The sequence below is a fragment of the Sphaerotilus montanus genome, assembly GCF_013410775.1.
Lineage (GTDB): Bacteria > Pseudomonadota > Gammaproteobacteria > Burkholderiales > Burkholderiaceae_C > Sphaerotilus > Sphaerotilus montanus.
Genome location: NZ_JACCFH010000001.1, coordinates 4,021,652 through 4,038,743, shown reverse-complemented (window position 1 = coordinate 4,038,743; position 17,092 = coordinate 4,021,652). Strand labels below are relative to the sequence as shown.

Sequence of the window (17,092 nt, the reverse complement as noted above, 5' to 3'; positions counted from 1 at the left end):
GTTACCTGATTAGCAACGATCCTCAGCATTCCCCCGAACGACCCGCTGAGCCCGAGGCTTGCACCGCGCGACATCGATGATGAGCCGAGCCACCAGCCCGCGCAGGTCGAACCGGCGGTTGAAGCGGTAGGCGAACGCTGCCAGATAGCTGCTGGCGTACTTGGGGTACTTGAACGCATGGAACGCACCCGACAACGTCGTCTTCAGGTTGCCCAGCACCGTATTGACCCAGGTGAACTCGGGCAGCTCGCGCGGCTTGCGCTGGCCCACCACGATCGGCGTGTGCAGGCAGCCCGCGCTGGTGACCGCGGCGAAGCACCCCAGCCCGTCGCTGACCACCCGCGTTCCCGGCATCAGCGCCGCCTGCGCCCACTGGCCCACCGCCTCCAGCGTGAAGCCGCTCACCGGCGCGAGCTTGACGTACTGCGGATGCCCCTGGTCATCGACCGAGACCGCCGCCACGAACGGCACCTTGTTCTCCGAACCCCGGCCCGCCTTGCCGCCGCTGCGCTCTCCGCCAAGGTAGGCATCGTCGAGCTGCACCGTGCCGTCGAGTCGGTACTGGTCCACCCGCTCGGCCATCGCGTGCATGATCTTCTGGTGCATCAGCCACGCCGTCGGGTAGCTCACGCCCACCTGCCGCTTGAGCGCCAGCGCCGACAGTCCCGTCTTGGCCTGGCTGAGCAGGTAGATCGCCAGGAACCACGTCTTCAGTGGCAGCTTGGTGCTGGCGAACAGGCTGCCCGCGGTCAGCGATGTCTGGTGGCGGCAGCCGTTGCACTGGAACAGCTTGCGCGCCCCGTGGCCCACCACGTAGTGCGCCGCACTGCCGCAGCGCGGGCACTCGAAGCCCTGCGGCCAGCGCGCCTGCTTGACCGCCTCGGCGCATTGCTCTTCCGTGCCGAAGCTGGCCATGAACTCTGGCAGCGACATCCCCTGCTGGAACTGGATTCGGTTCATCGGCATGTGCTCGCTCCTGCGCTTGGTCTGTCTTCTACGCTACGCCTGATCGTCAGTTGGCACCTTGCTGAGAATCATTGCTAATCAGGACAAGTTAATCAACTAAATCAAGCACTCAGATTTATGAAAAATAATTGAGGAATTTTCTCAACCACCCGCCCGAAATCACTCATTCAACTTAAGGATATTCCCGCTTGCACACGGGAACTCTGCGCGGAAAATAAACTCACTCCAGTCAAGTCAAGCTGACCCGGCAGTTCATGCGGGTCACATGCAGGTCAACCTGGTACAGGAAGGACGAACCATGTCAGATCACCAAACGCCCGGCACGCCGCCGATGCCGCTTCTGCGACGCCTGACGCGCTGGCTCGGATCCGACAAGGACTCGGGTCGCGCCGGGTCGAACGGCATCGACAGCGCGCGGATGGACCTGGGCTACGAAGCGGCCTATGCGCCCAGACAGACCGACCGATCCGCAGCGCCCTCGCGCTTCGAGGAAGACCACTCGTCCGCCTGAGCGCCACCACCGGCACCGGGCATCCCGAACAGACCCAGTGCCAGCGCCTGGGGGTCGTTGACGGTCCGGAGCCGGTCGTGGGCCAGCGCAGCTTCGGGATGGCGCCGCCGCAGCAGCTGCAGCCACTGCTTGAGCCGCCCGGCCCGGTAGCGGGGTTCGAACTGCACGCCCACCCGCACCCAGAAATCCTGCAGCAGGTGCATCACCGCGGACCAGTCCATCGCCTGCGGACCCATGCCGAGGATGGCCAGGGCCAGTCCCGGATCGGCCACCAGACCGCGGCCCAGCATCAGGGTGTCGCAGCCGGATTCGGCCTGGCAGCGCCGGGCATCGTCCGCGGTCCAGATCTCGCCATTGGCCACGATCGGCAGGGTTGGCACTTCGGCGCGCACCTCGGCAATGCGCGCCCAGTAGGCTGGAGGACGGTAGCCCTGGTCGCGGGTGCGCGCATGGATGACCAGCTCCGAGGCCCCGGCCTCTGCCACCGCGCGGGCACAGTCCCCGGCACGGCGGTCGTCCGTCACGCCGAGCCGCATCTTGGCCGACACCGGCATGTCCGCCGGAACAGCCGCCCGCACCGCCGCCACGATGCGCCCCATCAGTTCCGGCTCGTCCAGCAGCGCTGCACCGCCGCGGTGGCGATTGACGCTCTTGGCCGGGCAGCCGAAATTCAGGTCAATGCCGGCCGGGCCGAGTGTGGCCAGGCGCGCGGCGTTGTCAGCCAGACACACCGGATCCGATCCGAGCAGCTGCGCACGCACCGGCACCCCCGCAGACGTGTGGCCGCCATTTCGCAATTCAGGCAGGATGCGGTGAAATACGCGGTCCGGCAGCAGCGTGTCGGTGACGCGGATGAATTCGCCGACACAGCGCTCGATGCCACCGGCCCGGGTGAGCAGATCTCGCAAGGTGCAATCCAGCAGCCCCTCCATGGGGGCCAGCAACAATCGTGGGGTGTTCATGCCCCGAAGTGTCCCCGATCCCGGCGCGTGACCTGCAGCGCATAATCTGGCGAGCCCAGCCAACGAATCCCATGGCCCTATACCGATGCAACCGATGCGGGCACCTGTCCGAGCCCGCCGATGACCAGATCGGCACGACCACGGCCTGCCCGGCCTGCGGCACAGACAACCAGACCTATCCCACCATCGCATTCCTGCGAACGATGCTGGACCGCTATTTCGCCACGCGCCGTGAATTGAGCGAAGCACGGGCGGAGATCGAACGTCTGCGCCTGCATGCCGGAGAAACGGTGACCCCGTCCGAACCGGCACCGCATGCGCACACCCTGCCCACCGATTTCGACGCACGCAACACCGACCATTTCTGCAGCCGGGTACAGGTCGCACCGGTGCTGGACTGGTTCCGCCAGGCCGGTGTCACGGCCGATCTGGACCCGCGTTCGCTCGAAACCTCGGGGCACTTCGACGAAGTGTCGGCCAGCATCGGCACCCGCTACCAGGGCCTGCACGAGATCGTCGAGCGCATCCGCCAGGCACAGAAGCAGGATTACAGCTTCATCAACATCGACCTGAGCAAGCGCACGCCCGAAGAGGTGAAGACGCTGAACGACTTCTGCCAGACCCTGGGCGAGAGCGGATTCCTGTCGAAATACCTCCGCCAGGAGGGGGACCAGGTGGTGCGCCTGTCGCTGCAGAAGGCCGAGGCAGTGCGGCGTTTCTTCGATGGGGGCTGGCTGAGCTGGTTCAGCTTCATGCTGGGTCTGCGCCATCTGGTCAGTGCCGGCGCGGAGTTCTCGGTCGCCCGCGACGTGAGCCTGTCCTGGCCGAAGGACGAGGGGCACACACTGGATCTGATGTTCCTGGTCGGCCAGGACACGCCGCTGTGCGTGCAGTGCCGTACCGGCGAGGTGATTCCGTATCTGGACCGCCTCACCCATGTGCGCGACCGGCTCGGCGTCGCGCCGGACCACTACCTGCTGTGTGTCAGCGATCTGACCGAGCAGCAGGCCGAGGACCTGTCGCGCCGCCACGGCCTGTCGGTCGCCACGCCACGGACGCTCAAGGCCTGGTTCGAGCGCCGGGTGCCGACCCGCTCAGCGGCCTGAAATCCGGCGCACCAGCGTCCAGACGCCCAGCGCCAGCGCGCCAGCGACCACACCGGCCACGCCGTTGGCCAGCAGCGGCAGCAGGGCCTCGCCGACGCTGCCCAGCACGGCGGCACGCTGCGTCCAGTCTTCGATCAGGTGGTGGGCCGCCGGCACGCCATGCGTCAGGATGCCGCCGCCCACCAGGAACATCGCGGCGGTACCGGCCACGGTCAGCGCCCGCATCAGCACCGGTGCGGCCTTGAGCAGGCCCTGGCCGATCGCCGCCATCGCGCCACGCCGGGTGCGCACCAGGTACAGCCCGAGATCGTCGAGCTTGACGATGCCGGCCACCGCTCCGTAGACCCCGACGGTCATCAGCACCGCCACGCCGGCCAGCACGCCGACCTGCGTCGGGAAATCCGTGCCCGCCACGGTGCCCAGTGCGATGGCGATGATCTCGCCCGACAGGATGAAATCGGTCCGCACCGCCCCCTTGATCTTGTCGCGCTCGAAGGCGACCAGATCGATCTGCGGATCGGTCAGCGCCTGGGTCAGTTCGGCATGGTGGGCATCGTCCTCGGACGCGTTGTGCAGGAACCGGTGCGCCAGTTTCTCGAAGCCTTCGAAACACAGGTAGGTTCCCCCCACCATCAGCAGCGGCGTGATCAGCCAGGGCGCGAACACGCTGATGAGCAGCGCCACCGGCACCAGGATCGCCTTGTTGAGCAGCGAGCCCTTGGCCACGGCCCACACCACGGGGAGTTCCCGATCGGCCGACACCCCGGTGACCTGCTGCGCGTTGAGCGCCAGATCATCGCCGAGCACCCCTGCCGTCTGCTTGGCGGCCACCTTGGTCAGCAGGGCGACATCGTCCAGCAGGGTGGTGATGTCGTCGAGCAGGGCTAACAAGCTGGCAGCGGCCATGGACAGAACTCCGGTGGATCAAGCCGAAGATCCTAGCGCACCGCGATGACGCCGTGGCCTGCGGCGCACTGCCCGGTCTTTCAACCCGCGAAACGGGCGGGGAACGGGGTCTTTTTTGCACTTAAGTTCTGGAAGCGGCGGCCTAGCATGGCGCCATGCCAGCCCAGACCCTCGTCGACACCACGCGTCCAAGCCCCCCGCCACCCCGGCGCAGCAGCTGGGCGGTGATGCGCAGTGTCGTGTTCGCGCTGTCGCTGCGCGAGTTGAAGACACGCCTGGATGGTCGCTGGGGCGGTGCGGTGTGGGTGGTCGGCGAGCCGCTGCTCAACATGCTGGCCATGCTCGCCGTCTACAGCGCGATGCGTGCCCGGACCATCGGTGGCGTGGACACGCTGCTGTTTCTGGTCAGCGGCCAGATGCCCTATCTGCTGTTCAAGTCGCTGGTGCTGCGCCTGATGGAGGCGATCGAATCAAACCAAGGGCTGTTCGCCTACCGCCAGGTGCAACCCATTGACGCCGTGCTCGCGCGCAGCGTGGTCGAAGTGCTGGTGTTTGCCATGGTCGCAGGCGCCTGCATCGCCGCGCTGGGATGGGCCGGGCACCCGATAGTGCCCCACCGCCCGCTGGAAATTTTCGCCGCGCTCACGTTGATGATCCTGATTGGCTGCGCCCTGGGCCTGTTCATGGCGGTCGGTACGGCACCTCCACTCGACCGCTTGCGCGGACTGGTCTCGATGGCCTTTCTCCCGATCTACATCACCTCCGGCGCACTGGTGCCGCTGGCGAGTCTGCCCCAGGGTCTGCAAGGGTTCTGTCTCCACAACCCCCTGGCCCACCTGCTCGAACTGCTGCGCAGCGCCTGGCTGGGTCCCGCCTACCAAACCAGTCCGCAGGTCGGCTGGACGCTCCCCACCGTGTGGGCGCTGGGCACGACACTGCTGGCACTCAGCCTCTACCGTGCCCGGCGTGACCGACTGCAGATGGGCTGAACGGACATGCTGGACCTGATCGACATCACCAAGAGCTACCCGAGCCGCCTCGGCCGGCGCTACATCTTTCGCCAGTTCAATCTGTCGATCCCCACGGGCTGCAACGCCGGTCTGATCGGCCCGAACGGCGCCGGCAAGTCCACGCTGATGCGCCTGATGGGCGGCCTGGAGCACCTGGACCAGGGTCGCATCGTCACGGATCGGCGGGTGTCGTGGCCGATCGGGCTGGCGGGCGGTTTCCAGGGCTCGCTGACAGGGCGCGACAACGTGCGCTTCGTCTGCCGCATCCATGCGGCATCGGCCGAGGAAATGCGCGAAAAGGTGGCGTTCGTGCAGGCGTTCGCCGAGATCGGCGACGCCTTCGATCTGCCAGTGAAAAGCTACTCGTCGGGCATGCGCTCGCGGCTGACCTTCGGCGTGGCCATGGCCTTCGACTTCGACTTGTACCTCATCGACGAGGTGACTGCGGTCGGGGACGCCGCCTTCCGCAAGAAAAGCCAGGACCTGCTGCGCGAACGACTGGAGCGCGCCCAGGTGGTCTACACCAGCCACAACATGGGCGAGATCACCCGGCTGTGCAACGCGGTGGTGCTGCTGCGCCCGGGCCAGTCGCCAGTGTTCTACGAGGACGTGCAGGAGGGCATCGCCGCCTACCAGCAAATGGCCTCCGCACCCCAGGTCCGCGCACGCCACCCGGAGGCCTGCCCCGCATGAAGCGACACCTCGCACGCCACCGGCTGGCCGTTCTGCTCATCGCCATGCCGATGCTGGTCGCTGCCCTGTATTTCACGCTGATGGCGCGCGACCGCTTTGTCAGCACGGCGGTGCTCACCGTGCGCAGCGCTGGCCACGACACGCCATCGCTGGGCGGTCTGTCGATGCTGCTGTCCGGCACGGCAGGTGCCTCCATCGAAGATACGCGCTACCTGCGCGAATATCTGCACTCGCTCGGCCTGATGCACAAGCTCGATGCCCGACTGCAACTCCGGGCGCACTTCGAATCCGCGCACACGGACGTGCTGATGCGCCTGGGCTCCGGCACGGGTCAGGAAGAGATGCTGGACTATTGGCGCCAGCGGGTCGAGGTGTCGCTGGACGAGACCAGCGGGCTGCTGACGCTCCGGGTCCAGGGCTTCGACCCGACCTTTGCCCAGCAGGTGAACAAGGCATTGCTCGCAGAATCCGAAGCCTTCATCAACCACATCTCGCAGCGCATCGCCAACGAACAACTTGGCTTTGCCAAGGAAGAACTCTCCCGCGCAGCGGGACAACTCGCGCTCGGGCAGCAAGCGCTGATCGCGTTCCAGGCCCGCCACCAGATGCTGGATCCGCTGGCGGATGCCCAGGCCACAGGCGCGCGAGCCACCGAACTGCGCAGCCGCCTGACCCGACTGGAAGCCGAACTCAACACCAAGCAGGCCTTCCTGAACGACGACGCCGCCGACATCGTCACCCTGAAGGCGGAACTGGCGGCCACCAGACAGCAGATCGGCCGAGAAACCAGCAGCGCCACGACCACCAGGCCGAACACGAACGGCACGCTCAGCAAGCTCGCCATCGAATTCCACGGCCTGAAGACCCAGGTCACGCTCGCGGAAAGTGCCTACAAGAGCGCACTCGCGTCGGTCGAGGCCACCCGCATCGAATCCAGCCGCAAGCTCAAGAGCCTGGTGGTGATCGAACCCCCGACCCATCCGGAGATGGCCGAGTTCCCGCGTCGCCTCTATGACCTGGCCACGCTGCTGATGGCCTGCCTGATCGTCTTCGCGACGGTGCAGCTCGCGCGGGCCACGGTCCAGGAACACCGCGATTGACCATGACCCAGCACACAGCTCTCTCCAACGCAAGCGCACACACGCGCAACCAGCCACACACCTGGCGCCAGCGGGTCCAGGCCACGGTGGTCTGCGCGGGTCTGTGGACGGGGTCGGTCGTGCTGGCCGCAGAACCCGCGCCGCTCCCGACCAACCCGCCCGTGCCGGTGTTCGGTGCGCAGATGTTCAATGGGCGTTTCGCCGGGCAGTCGTTTTCCGGCTTCAATCCGGAGTACCAGATCGCCCCAGGCGACAAGGTGCAGGTCCGCCTGTGGGGCACCTTCACGCTGGACACCACGCAGACAGTCGACGCCCAGGGCAACATCTTTCTGCCGAGCCTCGGCCCCGTGCGTGTCCAGGGTGTGCGCAACGGCGAGCTGGGCGCGCTGATCCAGAACAGCGTCAAGCGGGTCTACCGCGCCAGCGTCTACAGCTACGCGACGCTGGAAGCCGCGCAGCCGGTGAAGGTCTACGTGACCGGCTTCGTGCGGCAGCCCGGGCTCTACAACGGCCTGTCCTCGGACTCGGTGCTGCACTACCTCGATCAGGCCGGCGGCATCGATGCGGAACGGGGCAGCTACCTGGCCGTGGACGTGCTGCGCCATGGCCGGTCGCACGCCCGCATCGACCTCTACCGCTTCCTGCTCGAAGGCCGCATGGAGGCGCTCCAGCTCCACGATGGCGACACCATCTTCGTGGCGCCGCGTCAATCCAGCGTGCGGGTCGGTGGTGACGTCGCGAACGCCGGCATCTTCGAGTTCCGGGGGGCGGACATTCCGGCGAGCCAGATCCTGGCGATGGCACAAGCCAAGGCCACCGCCACCCATCTCTCCATCGTCCGCCAGGTCGGCCCCGAACGGCGCAGCGAGCACCACCCCATCGCCGAGGCCGCGACCGTGCGGATCGGCAATGGCGACGAGGTGACGCTGATGTCGGACAAGGTCCCCGGCACGATCCTGGTCCGCATCGAAGGCGCCCACCGCGGGGAACGCTCGGTGGTGCTGCCCTATGGTGCGAAGCTGTCTGATGCAATGGCCCTGCTGCGCCCGGCACCGCAGGCGCAGCTGGAGGCGCTGCAGGTGTTCCGGAAATCCATCGCGGCGCGGCAGCGGGACATGATCACGTTGTCGCTGGACAAGCTCGAAACCCAGGTGCTCACGGCACGCTCCGCCACCAGCGAGGAAGCGGCCTTGCGCGCCCGCGAAGCCGAGCTGGTCATGAAGTTCACCTCGCGCGCCCGCAACGTCGAGCCGAAGGGCCAGCTGGTGCTGCCCAGCCTGGACAGCGCCGCCCAGACCTTGCTGGAAGACGGTGACACGCTGGTCCTGCCCGAGCGCTCGTCGCAGGTCACGGTCCATGGCGAGGTGCTGTTTCCGCTGGCGATCCAGCACGACCCGCAACGCACCGTGGCCAGCTACATCGGCCTGGCCGGGGGCTACACGCAGAACGCGGACACCTCGCGCGTCCTGCGCATGGCACGCAATGGCACGGTGGTGGAGACGCGGCTGGATGCCGTGCCCCTGCCCGGTGAAGAGCTGATGGTGCTGCCCGCCGCGGGCGCCAAGAACATCGAGGTCACACGCGGGATCACGCAGATTCTTTATCAGATCGCGGTGGTGGCCAGAGTGGCCCTCGGCCTCTGACGTCAAGAACTCGCCATGCGCAAACTCAAGAAATTCATGCGCTCTCCAGGGATATTCCTGCGCGACCACTTGAACAAACGCTATCCGCAAATCCTGAACGAATTGGGTTGCGCGGAAGATGGCGAAGTGGCGCTCATCGCGCAGGATCTGGATCCGGACAAGGGACTGCCTTCACGGTTTCCAATTGATGTGGTCTACACCTGGGTAGACGGCGCAGATCCGAGCTGGCGTGAACGGTATGCGGCCCACCGACCTGACCACGCAGCCTCCGTCGCTGGCGGACGAGATGAAGCCCGCTTTCGGTCCCACGACGAGCTGTATTTCTCGGTCGCCAGCGTTCTGGAAAATATGCCGTGGGTGCGTCGCATCCACATCGTTACCGACAACCAGACGCCGGCCTGGCTGAAAGAATGCAGGCTCTGCGGTGATCGCATCCGTATTGTTGACCACCGCCAGATCATTGACGGGCAGTACCTGCCGACCTTCAATTCGCACGTCATCGAAGCCCACCTGCATCGGGTACCAGACCTCGGCGAACATTTCATCTATTTCAATGATGACGTGCTGCCGGCCCGCCCCCTGCCAGCCGCCCACTTTTTCCAGTCGAACGGTCTGGCGTCGATCTTCATCTCGAAAAAATCGCTGTCAGCCATGCAGTCGGCGGGCAAGGAAACCCCGACACTCGCAGCCTCCCGCAACGCTCGCCGACTACTGCAGGAACTCCACGGCGGCGAAGTGGATTCACCGCTGGTTCACACCTATGTTCCGCTGCGGCGCAGCGTACTCGAGCGCCTGTGGGCCGATCCTGTGGCCCGCCCCAAGATCGAAGCATTTCTCGGGAACCGGACCCGTGGTCGCAACGATCTGAACATGGCAACTTTCATGGCCCCGTGGTCAGCCTACTTTCTGGGCATGTCCGCACCCCGAACCGACATCTGCCATTACTTCAATGTCAGGTCACCCGCGGCGCCCTCACGGTACGCCACTCTGCTTCGTCGGCAACACGGTGGGTCAGCCCCGCATTCGATATGCCTGAACGATTTCCAATCCACGGGAAATACCGTTGACGGCTATGACGCCCGCCTTTCAGATTTTCTCGGAACCTATTTCAGCTCGGCAGTTGATCAATTGAAGGACGCACCATGAACAAGAAGCTTCGCAAATTCATCCGGTCTCCGCGCCTTTTCATCAAGGACATGCTGATCAAGCGCCAAGCCAAAAAGGCGCCGGTGGTCAACAAGATCACTGGAAATCACAAATTCTCCGTGGTATCGGCCGTCTACAACGTCGGTCGATATCTTGACAAATACTTCGAGAGTCTGATCAACCAGCGCCTGGATTTCAAGGATCATCTGCAACTGGTTCTAGTGGACGACGGATCGATCGACAACTCTGCAGAAATAATAAAAAAATGGCAGCAGCGTTACCCGGAAAATATTGTCTATCTCCACAAGGAAAACGGCGGCCAAGCTTCCGCCAGAAACCTCGGAATCCGACACGCATCGCACAAATGGGTTACCTTCATAGATCCGGATGACTTTGTCAATCAAGACTATTTTCTAGGCCTCTCCACCTTCATCGACAAGAACAAGAGTTCAGATCTCAGGATGATCGGATGCCATCAGATCTTCTACATGGAGAAAACCGACAAGTTCAAGGACGACCATCCTCTGCGGTACAAGTTCATCAATGGCAACAAGGTATTCCCCATCGCGGACATGGGAACCAACATCCAGTTGTCAGCGGCTACAGCCATTTTCCATCGATCAACCATCCTGGACAACGAACTCGCATTCGACTCCAGAGTCAAGCCCAACTTCGAAGACGGACTGTTCATTGCACAGTACCTCGCAGCATGCCCGTCCGGGTCGGTGGGCTTCGTCAAGGACGCGATTTACTATTACCGGAAGCGCGAAGACGGAACCTCGACTCTCGACACGTCATGGCAACACCCGGGACGTCTGGGCGCGGTGCTGGAGCACGGCTATCTGGGTGCATTTGCCGCCTTTGACAGCCATGAGAAGATTCCAGTGCATATCCAGCGCACGGTGCTGTATGACATCGTGTGGATCGTCAGACAACTCATGGACCGTCCACAGGCACATGCCTTCCTGACGCAGGAGCAGCGTACTCGCGGAATGGATCTGTTGCGTGAGGTCTGTGCCCACATCGGCGTCGAGACGGTCATGCAGTTTGAACTGGCAGGGTGCTGGTTCATGCACAAGCTCGCGATACTGGAATCACTGAAAGGCACTCCACCACCGTTCCAGATCGCATACATCGAGGAAATGGATGAAGTCAAGCAGCAGGTATTGATCACCATCTACACAGGCACCAAAGCGCCTATCCTGAGCTATCAGCGTGACGGAGTCGACATCATCCCCGACCACCTCAAGGTCGTCGAACACAAGATGTTGGACGAAGATTTCCTGCATTGCTGGCGATGCTGGTTACCGCTGGTTGGAGGAACCGGCAAGCTTGCCGTCAAGATCAACGGCAAGAGCGCCAGACTGTCGCTTGGTGGGAAACTCCATCAAGACACGCTGCCAGTAGGAGATATCCGCAAGCATTTCTCCAGCCGCACACCCCGTCGGCGGTCTGTGCCGAGGTATGAAAACTGTTGGCTGCTCATGGATCGTGATACCCATGCAGACGACAACGCGGAGCATCTCTATCGGCATATCGCTCGAACCGATCCGTCGAAGAACATATTCTTCGTTCTGGACGAAAACTCGTTCGACTGGGATCGCCTCTCCCGAGACGGTTTCAAGCTACTGGCCTATGGCTCAGTCGAGCACCGGTCCGCTGCAACATGTGCCAGCAAGATCATCAGCTCGCACGCAGACGCTTACGTCGTGGACCTGCTAGGCAAATCGACGCCTGTCAATCAGCACTTTGTCTTCCTCCAGCACGGAGTAATTAAAGATGACCTTTCTGGGTGGCTAAACAAGAAGAAAATCCATTGTTTCGTGACATCCGCCGGGCGAGAGCATCAATCGATCGGAGGAAATGCAGGAGCCTACAACGTCGGCTCAAAGGAAACAGTGCTGACAGGAATGCCCAGGCATGATCGCCTGAAATCTCTCGCCGATGCGTGTGAACCAAACGATATTCTGATAATGCCGACGTGGCGCAGTGCACTGATGGCTGCACCTACCGGCACCAGCGCGAAAAGAGTCTTGGTCGACAATGCCGCCGAGTCAACCTATGCGACAGCATGGGTTGGCCTGCTGAATGACCCGGATCTCAAGCGCATGGCCGAGCAAGCGGGGAAACGGATCGTCTTCTTCCCACATGCAAACATGCAGGCAATCCTAGAGCAACTGCAGATCCCGGAGCACATTCACGTCTGCTCACACGCTGGCACTTCCATCCAAGAGCTTTTTGCTTCAGCCACCATGCTGATCACCGATTATTCCTCTGTCGCATTCGAAGTGGCGATGATTAATCGACCGGTCGTCTACTACCAGTTCGACGAGAAGGAATTTTTTGATCAGCAGAGCAGCTATACACGGGGCTATTTCGACTATCGTCAGGACGGTTTTGGGCCCGTCGTTACTGCGCACACTGAAGTCATTGCGGCAGTAGACGAAATACTGGAGAACAATGGTTCATGGCACGAAGCCTACGGCCCACGCATCCAGAACTTCTTCACGTTTCAGGATAACGATAACTGTGCACGAGTCGTTGCCGCCATCGAAGCACTGGATGAGCCAAGGGGCGAAGCGGAGGAAAATGCAAGCGCCCGGATGCTACGTTCTCTCGCAGCCACGGCTTACCAACTTGGAGACCTTGACCTCGCGGCCCGCAGATACCGTCGACTCATGGAAATGGAGATTTTGCTGACAATGGAAGAGGTTTCCAGATACCTTGAAATTGTCGAGTCTCAGGCGCCTGTCTGGTTCGGTAAAAAGGACTATGAACGCTGCATGAAGAGCGCCAAGATTGCAGTACGGAAAGCGGAAGAACATCACCTCCAAACACCAGACATGATTCTGGCCATACAAGCCGCATCCGCATCCGCTCAGAAGCAGTGGGGGTTAGCGGCCGAGTTGTGGACCGCACGGCTGACGAATGATCCCGATGCACCGTTCGCGGCGGCAGAGGCGCTCAAGCACCAGGGATGGCTGCACGAAGCGTCAGTGCTGCTCACGCGCGCGGGTGTCCGACTGCCTAGCTCCAGGAACGAGTATCAATTGGCAGCCGACCTTGCAGTCGGTACCGGCGACTGGAAGCGTGCTGCTGATCTGCTGCTCGACATGGTCTTCGACTACAAGGACAACAAGTCCGTGGCCGTCATAGAACGGGCCTTGAAACTTTACGAGACCCACGCAGCCCAAAACCACCTGAACTTGGGCGAGACCGTGGAACTCTGGACTACGCACGCCAGTCGCGACAGCTCAATGCTGTACGCAATAGCAGGCGCACTCTATCGGCAAGAAAAACACGCTCTGGGCTATACCACACTAGGGTCTCGCTTGATGAGAGCACCTGTGTCTCAGGCTGAGTGGCAATTGCTCGCGGACCTCGCGATCGCATCCAGCGATTGGGGCGCTGCGGCGGATGCCCTTCGTCTGATAGCCGTTAGATACAGCAGTTCGTGTCCGGTAGATACCCTGGACAAGGCACTTGACCTATATCAGAAATGCAAGGAGCGGGCCGACTCTGATTCGACAGTCCATTATCAGGAAGAAACTTCTTGAAAATATTTATATTGACCACCTATCACCAGACCATGTTGTGGCCGCTCATTGAATTGTCACTAATGACGATCGATTCGGCCGACCTATCCACCCTCAAATCCAACAACAAGCAGGGAGATTAATTTTGATGCAAATAACCAAACTAGCACCGTATTCAGACGAAGATAACAACACCATCCAATACAACGCAACTTCAACCCCCCCGGTGAATATAAATTTCAAAGGGAAGAACAACAGACTTATAATTCATGGCGACGCAGAAATATCGAAACTTGTTATTTCATTTGACTGCGACGATGGTTACTGCGAGATAGGAAAAGGCCATTTCAAGGGAACCATACGGATTGGTCAATCATGCAAGGTGATTATAGGCGATGGGGTGACATGCACTAGCGAGTGCTATATTTCATCAGCAGAATTTACTGAGGTGAAAATCGGATCTGACGTCATGATTGCATCCCAGGTTGAAATCAGAGCAGATGATGCACACCCCATTTTTGATGTCACCACAAAAAAGCGCATAAATTTGCCTCGCCCAATTTCTATCGGGAATCACGTATGGATTGGCGCCTTCGCAAAGGTATTAGGTGGAACAACGATTGGAAATGGTAGCGTGATCGGCCTCGGAAGTATTGTCAAACGGAAAATTCCGAACAACTGCATCGCTACCGGAGTTCCAGCGAAAGTCACACGGAAGAATATTGCCTGGGAACGGCCACATTTGACCTTGGCGAAGCCATATTTTAAACCTGATGCCGACTCGATAAAAACCGGAAACTACTGGAATCTCACTGAAGAGGACATTCCGGCTGAAATCCAGGACACCCCCCAGGATCAAGCAGCGACATCGCAGGCAATCGGCACGTTCTAGAGCGTGTTATTGACCTACAGCCAGCGCGCCCAAGGCCTGAAGTCGGAATCCAGGCCTAACTGCACCCACTGCTCGCCGATATACATCCCCTTGGGGCACTTCTAGAAACCGACCCTGACCGCCACCTGAGCCGCGCGCTGCGGCAAGATGCCGCCCCATGATCACACCCCGCACCAAGCCATCGAGCTTCTTTCCTGAGGAGGCCGCGGACGACCTGTTCGTGGTGCAGCAGCGCAAGGCCAAGCTGGAGGGCTACGTACAGACGCTGGCGGCGATGGACGAACTGATCGACTTCGCAGCGATGGCCGCGGCGGTGGACAAGGCTTGCCCGCGTGCAGACCGCAGCAAGGGCGGACGCCCGCCGTACCCGACCGAGGCGCTGGTGCGCATGGTGTTCCTGCAAGGGCTGTACAACCTGTCGGACGAGCAGTGCGAGCACCAGGTGCTCGACAGGATGAGCTTCCAGCGGTTCTGCCGGCTGGACGGCGCGCTGAACATTCCGGACGCACGCACGCTGTGGAACTTCCGGCAGCGGCTGGCCGAAGGCGGGCTGGGAGGCCGGGCGATTTTCGAGGCGTTGAGCCAGCAGTTGCAGCGGCACGGCTTCATCCCGAGGGGCGGGCAGATCGTGGACGCCAGCATCGTGCAGGCGCCGATCACGCAGGCCAACGCCCGGGAGCGCGAGGCGCTGAACAAGGGGGAGGCGCCCGAGGGCTGGAGCAAGAAGCGCCTGGCGCACACCGACCGGGACGCGCGCTGGACGCAAAAGCACGGCAAGTCGTACTACGGCTACAAGCTGCACGGCAACGTGGACGCACGCTACAAGCTGATCCGCCAGATGAAGATCACGGCGGCCAACGCGGACGACGGACAGCAACTGCCCGACGTGCTGCAGGTGGCGAACACGCGCAAGCGGCTGCTGGCCGACCGGGGCTACGACAGCGCGGCCAACCGTCAGACGCTGCAGCAGCACGGACTGGCCGACGGCATCGCACGTCGCGCCAAGCCAGGGCAGACGGCCAAGGTTCGGCTCAAGCAGCGCAACAAGACGATCAACCGCACGCGGGCACGGGTCGAGCACGTCTTTGCGGCGCTGAGCCAGCAGGGCGGCAAGTGCGTGCGGGCGATGACGCTGGCGCGCAATGCGCTGGCGATCACGCTGCAGTGCGCGGCCTACAACGCGCGCAGGCTGGTGTGGCTGGTCAAGAGCGCAGGTGCGTCCGCACAGCCCGCGTGAGGGGAAAAACCCCGTCGCGGGGTACCGCGACGGCGGGGACAGCGGCTGGCAGCCGTCATCCACTGCTCGTCTGAGCTGGATTTGTGCAGGCTCAGACCAGGTTCAGGGCTGCAGGGCCGGTTTCTAGAAGTGCCCCTTGGGGCACTTCTAGAAACCGACCCTGACCTCCACCTGAGCCGCGCGCTGCGGCAAGATGCCGCCCCATGATCACACCCCGCACCAAGCCATCGAGCTTCTTTCCTGAGGAGGCCGCGGACGACCTGTTCGTGGTGCAGCAGCGCAAGGCCAAGCTGGAGGGCTACGTGCAGACGCTGGCGGCGATGGACGAGTTGATCGACTTCGCGGCGATGGCCGCAGCGGTGGACAAGGCTTGCCCTCGTGCTGACCGCAGCAAGGGCGGTCGCCCGCCGTACCCGACCGAGGCGCTGGTGCGCATGGTGTTCCTGCAGGGGCTGTACAACCTGTCGGACGAGCAGTGCGAGCACCAGGTGCTCGACAGGCTGAGCTTCCAGCGGTTCTGCCGGCTGGACGGCGCGCTGAACATTCCGGACGCGCGCACGCTGTGGAACTTCCGGCAGCGGCTGGCCGAAGGCGGGCCGGGAGGCCGGGCGATTTTCGAGGCGTTGAGCCAGCAGTTGCAGCGGCACGGCTTCATCCCGAGGGGCGGGCAGATCGTGGACGCCAGCATCGTGCAGGCGCCGATCACGCAGGCCAACGCCCGGGAGCGCGAGGCGCTGAACAAGGGGGAGGCGCCCGAGGGCTGGAGCAAGAAGCGCCTGGCGCACACCGACCGGGACGCGCGCTGGACGCAAAAGCACGGCAAGGCGTACTACGGCTACAAGCTGCACGGCAACGTGGACGCACGCTACAAGCTGATCCGCCAGATGAAGATCACGGCGGCCAACGCGGACGACGGACAGCAACTGCCCGACGTGCTGCAGGTGGCGAACACGCGCAAGCGGCTGCTGGCCGACCGGGGCTACGACAGCGCGGCCAACCGTCAGACGCTGCAGCAGCACGGACTGGCCGACGGCATCGCACGTCGCGCCAAGCCAGGGCAGACGGCCAAGGTTCGGCTCAAGCAGCGCAACAAGACGATCAACCGCACGCGGGCACGGGTCGAGCACGTCTTTGCGGCGCTGAGCCAGCAGGGTGGCAAGTGCGTGCGGGCGATGACGCTGGCGCGCAATGCGCTGGCGATCACGCTGCAGTGCGCGGCCTACAACGCACGCAGGCTGGTGTGGCTGGTCAAGAGCGCAGGTGCGTCCGCACAGCCCGCGTGAGGGGAAAAACCCCGTCGCGGCGTACCGCGACGGTGGGGACAGCGGCTCGCCGCCGTCATCCACTGCTCGTTTGAGCTGGATCTGTGCAGGCTCAGACCAGG

The 17,092-nt window shown here is 62.7% G+C and carries 14 protein-coding genes; 11 read left to right on the top strand and 3 right to left on the bottom strand.

What is annotated here, in order from left to right:
* Positions 1-9 precede the first annotated feature (9 nt).
* Positions 10-966, bottom strand: a complete 957-nt coding sequence (locus BDD16_RS18330) for an IS1595 family transposase (RefSeq protein ID WP_179632313.1) — start codon at positions 964-966, stop codon at positions 10-12.
* 298 nt (positions 967-1,264) lie between these two features.
* Between BDD16_RS18330 and BDD16_RS18325 the strand changes: the two genes are divergently transcribed.
* Entirely contained in the window at positions 1,265-1,477 is a 213-nt protein-coding gene (locus BDD16_RS18325; protein ID WP_179635264.1) for a hypothetical protein, read from the top strand.
* On the opposite strand, the gene BDD16_RS18320 is transcribed toward BDD16_RS18325, so the two are convergent.
* Complete coding sequence (locus tag BDD16_RS18320) at positions 1,408-2,439, bottom strand: tRNA dihydrouridine synthase (protein ID WP_246332601.1); 1,032 nt, start codon at positions 2,437-2,439, stop codon at positions 1,408-1,410. The genes BDD16_RS18325 and BDD16_RS18320 overlap by 70 nt on opposite strands.
* A gap of 71 nt (positions 2,440-2,510) precedes the next feature.
* Here BDD16_RS18320 and BDD16_RS18315 point away from each other — a divergent pair, with 71 nt between their 5' ends.
* Entirely contained in the window at positions 2,511-3,545 is a 1,035-nt protein-coding gene (locus BDD16_RS18315; protein WP_179635263.1) for an FmdB family zinc ribbon protein, read from the top strand.
* Here the strand turns inward: BDD16_RS18315 and BDD16_RS18310 are convergent.
* Complete coding sequence (locus BDD16_RS18310; protein WP_179635262.1) at positions 3,534-4,451, bottom strand: DUF808 domain-containing protein; 918 nt, start codon at positions 4,449-4,451, stop codon at positions 3,534-3,536. The genes BDD16_RS18315 and BDD16_RS18310 overlap by 12 nt on opposite strands.
* Before the next feature lie 155 nt (positions 4,452-4,606).
* Here BDD16_RS18310 and BDD16_RS18305 point away from each other — a divergent pair, with 155 nt between their 5' ends.
* The 9 genes from BDD16_RS18305 (at position 4,607) to BDD16_RS18265 (ending at position 16,991) form a co-directional block, all read left to right on the top strand.
* Entirely contained in the window at positions 4,607-5,440 is an 834-nt protein-coding gene (locus BDD16_RS18305; RefSeq protein WP_179635261.1) for an ABC transporter permease, read from the top strand.
* A 6-nt stretch (positions 5,441-5,446) separates the two neighbouring features.
* Positions 5,447-6,154: an ABC transporter ATP-binding protein gene (locus tag BDD16_RS18300; RefSeq protein WP_179635260.1), complete on the top strand. Its 708-nt coding sequence runs from the start codon at positions 5,447-5,449 to the stop codon at positions 6,152-6,154.
* Complete coding sequence (locus BDD16_RS18295; RefSeq protein ID WP_179635259.1) at positions 6,151-7,254, top strand: KpsE/RkpR family capsule polysaccharide export protein; 1,104 nt, start codon at positions 6,151-6,153, stop codon at positions 7,252-7,254. Before BDD16_RS18300 ends, BDD16_RS18295 begins: the two co-directional genes overlap by 4 nt.
* Positions 7,255-7,256: 2 nt before the next feature.
* Positions 7,257-8,897 carry a polysaccharide biosynthesis/export family protein gene (locus BDD16_RS18290; RefSeq protein WP_179635258.1) on the top strand — a complete coding sequence of 547 codons (1,641 nt, stop codon included), beginning with the start codon at positions 7,257-7,259 and terminating at the stop codon, positions 8,895-8,897.
* Between the two features lie 15 nt (positions 8,898-8,912).
* Positions 8,913-10,043, top strand: coding sequence for a stealth family protein (locus tag BDD16_RS18285; protein ID WP_179635257.1), 1,131 nt, complete (start codon positions 8,913-8,915; stop codon positions 10,041-10,043).
* Positions 10,040-13,600, top strand: coding sequence for a CDP-glycerol glycerophosphotransferase family protein (locus BDD16_RS18280; protein WP_179635256.1), 3,561 nt, complete (start codon positions 10,040-10,042; stop codon positions 13,598-13,600). The genes BDD16_RS18285 and BDD16_RS18280 overlap by 4 nt, the downstream gene beginning before the upstream one ends.
* A gap of 127 nt (positions 13,601-13,727) precedes the next feature.
* Positions 13,728-14,471 carry an acyltransferase gene (locus BDD16_RS18275; protein WP_179635255.1) on the top strand — a complete coding sequence of 248 codons (744 nt, stop codon included), beginning with the start codon at positions 13,728-13,730 and terminating at the stop codon, positions 14,469-14,471.
* 157 nt (positions 14,472-14,628) lie between these two features.
* A complete protein-coding gene (locus BDD16_RS18270; RefSeq protein ID WP_179635254.1) occupies positions 14,629-15,708 on the top strand; it encodes an IS5 family transposase in 1,080 nt (359 codons plus the stop codon).
* A 203-nt stretch (positions 15,709-15,911) separates the two neighbouring features.
* On the top strand, positions 15,912-16,991 hold the full coding sequence (locus tag BDD16_RS18265) for an IS5 family transposase (protein WP_179635253.1): 1,080 nt from the start codon (positions 15,912-15,914) through the stop codon (positions 16,989-16,991).
* Positions 16,992-17,092: the final 101 nt, after the last annotated feature.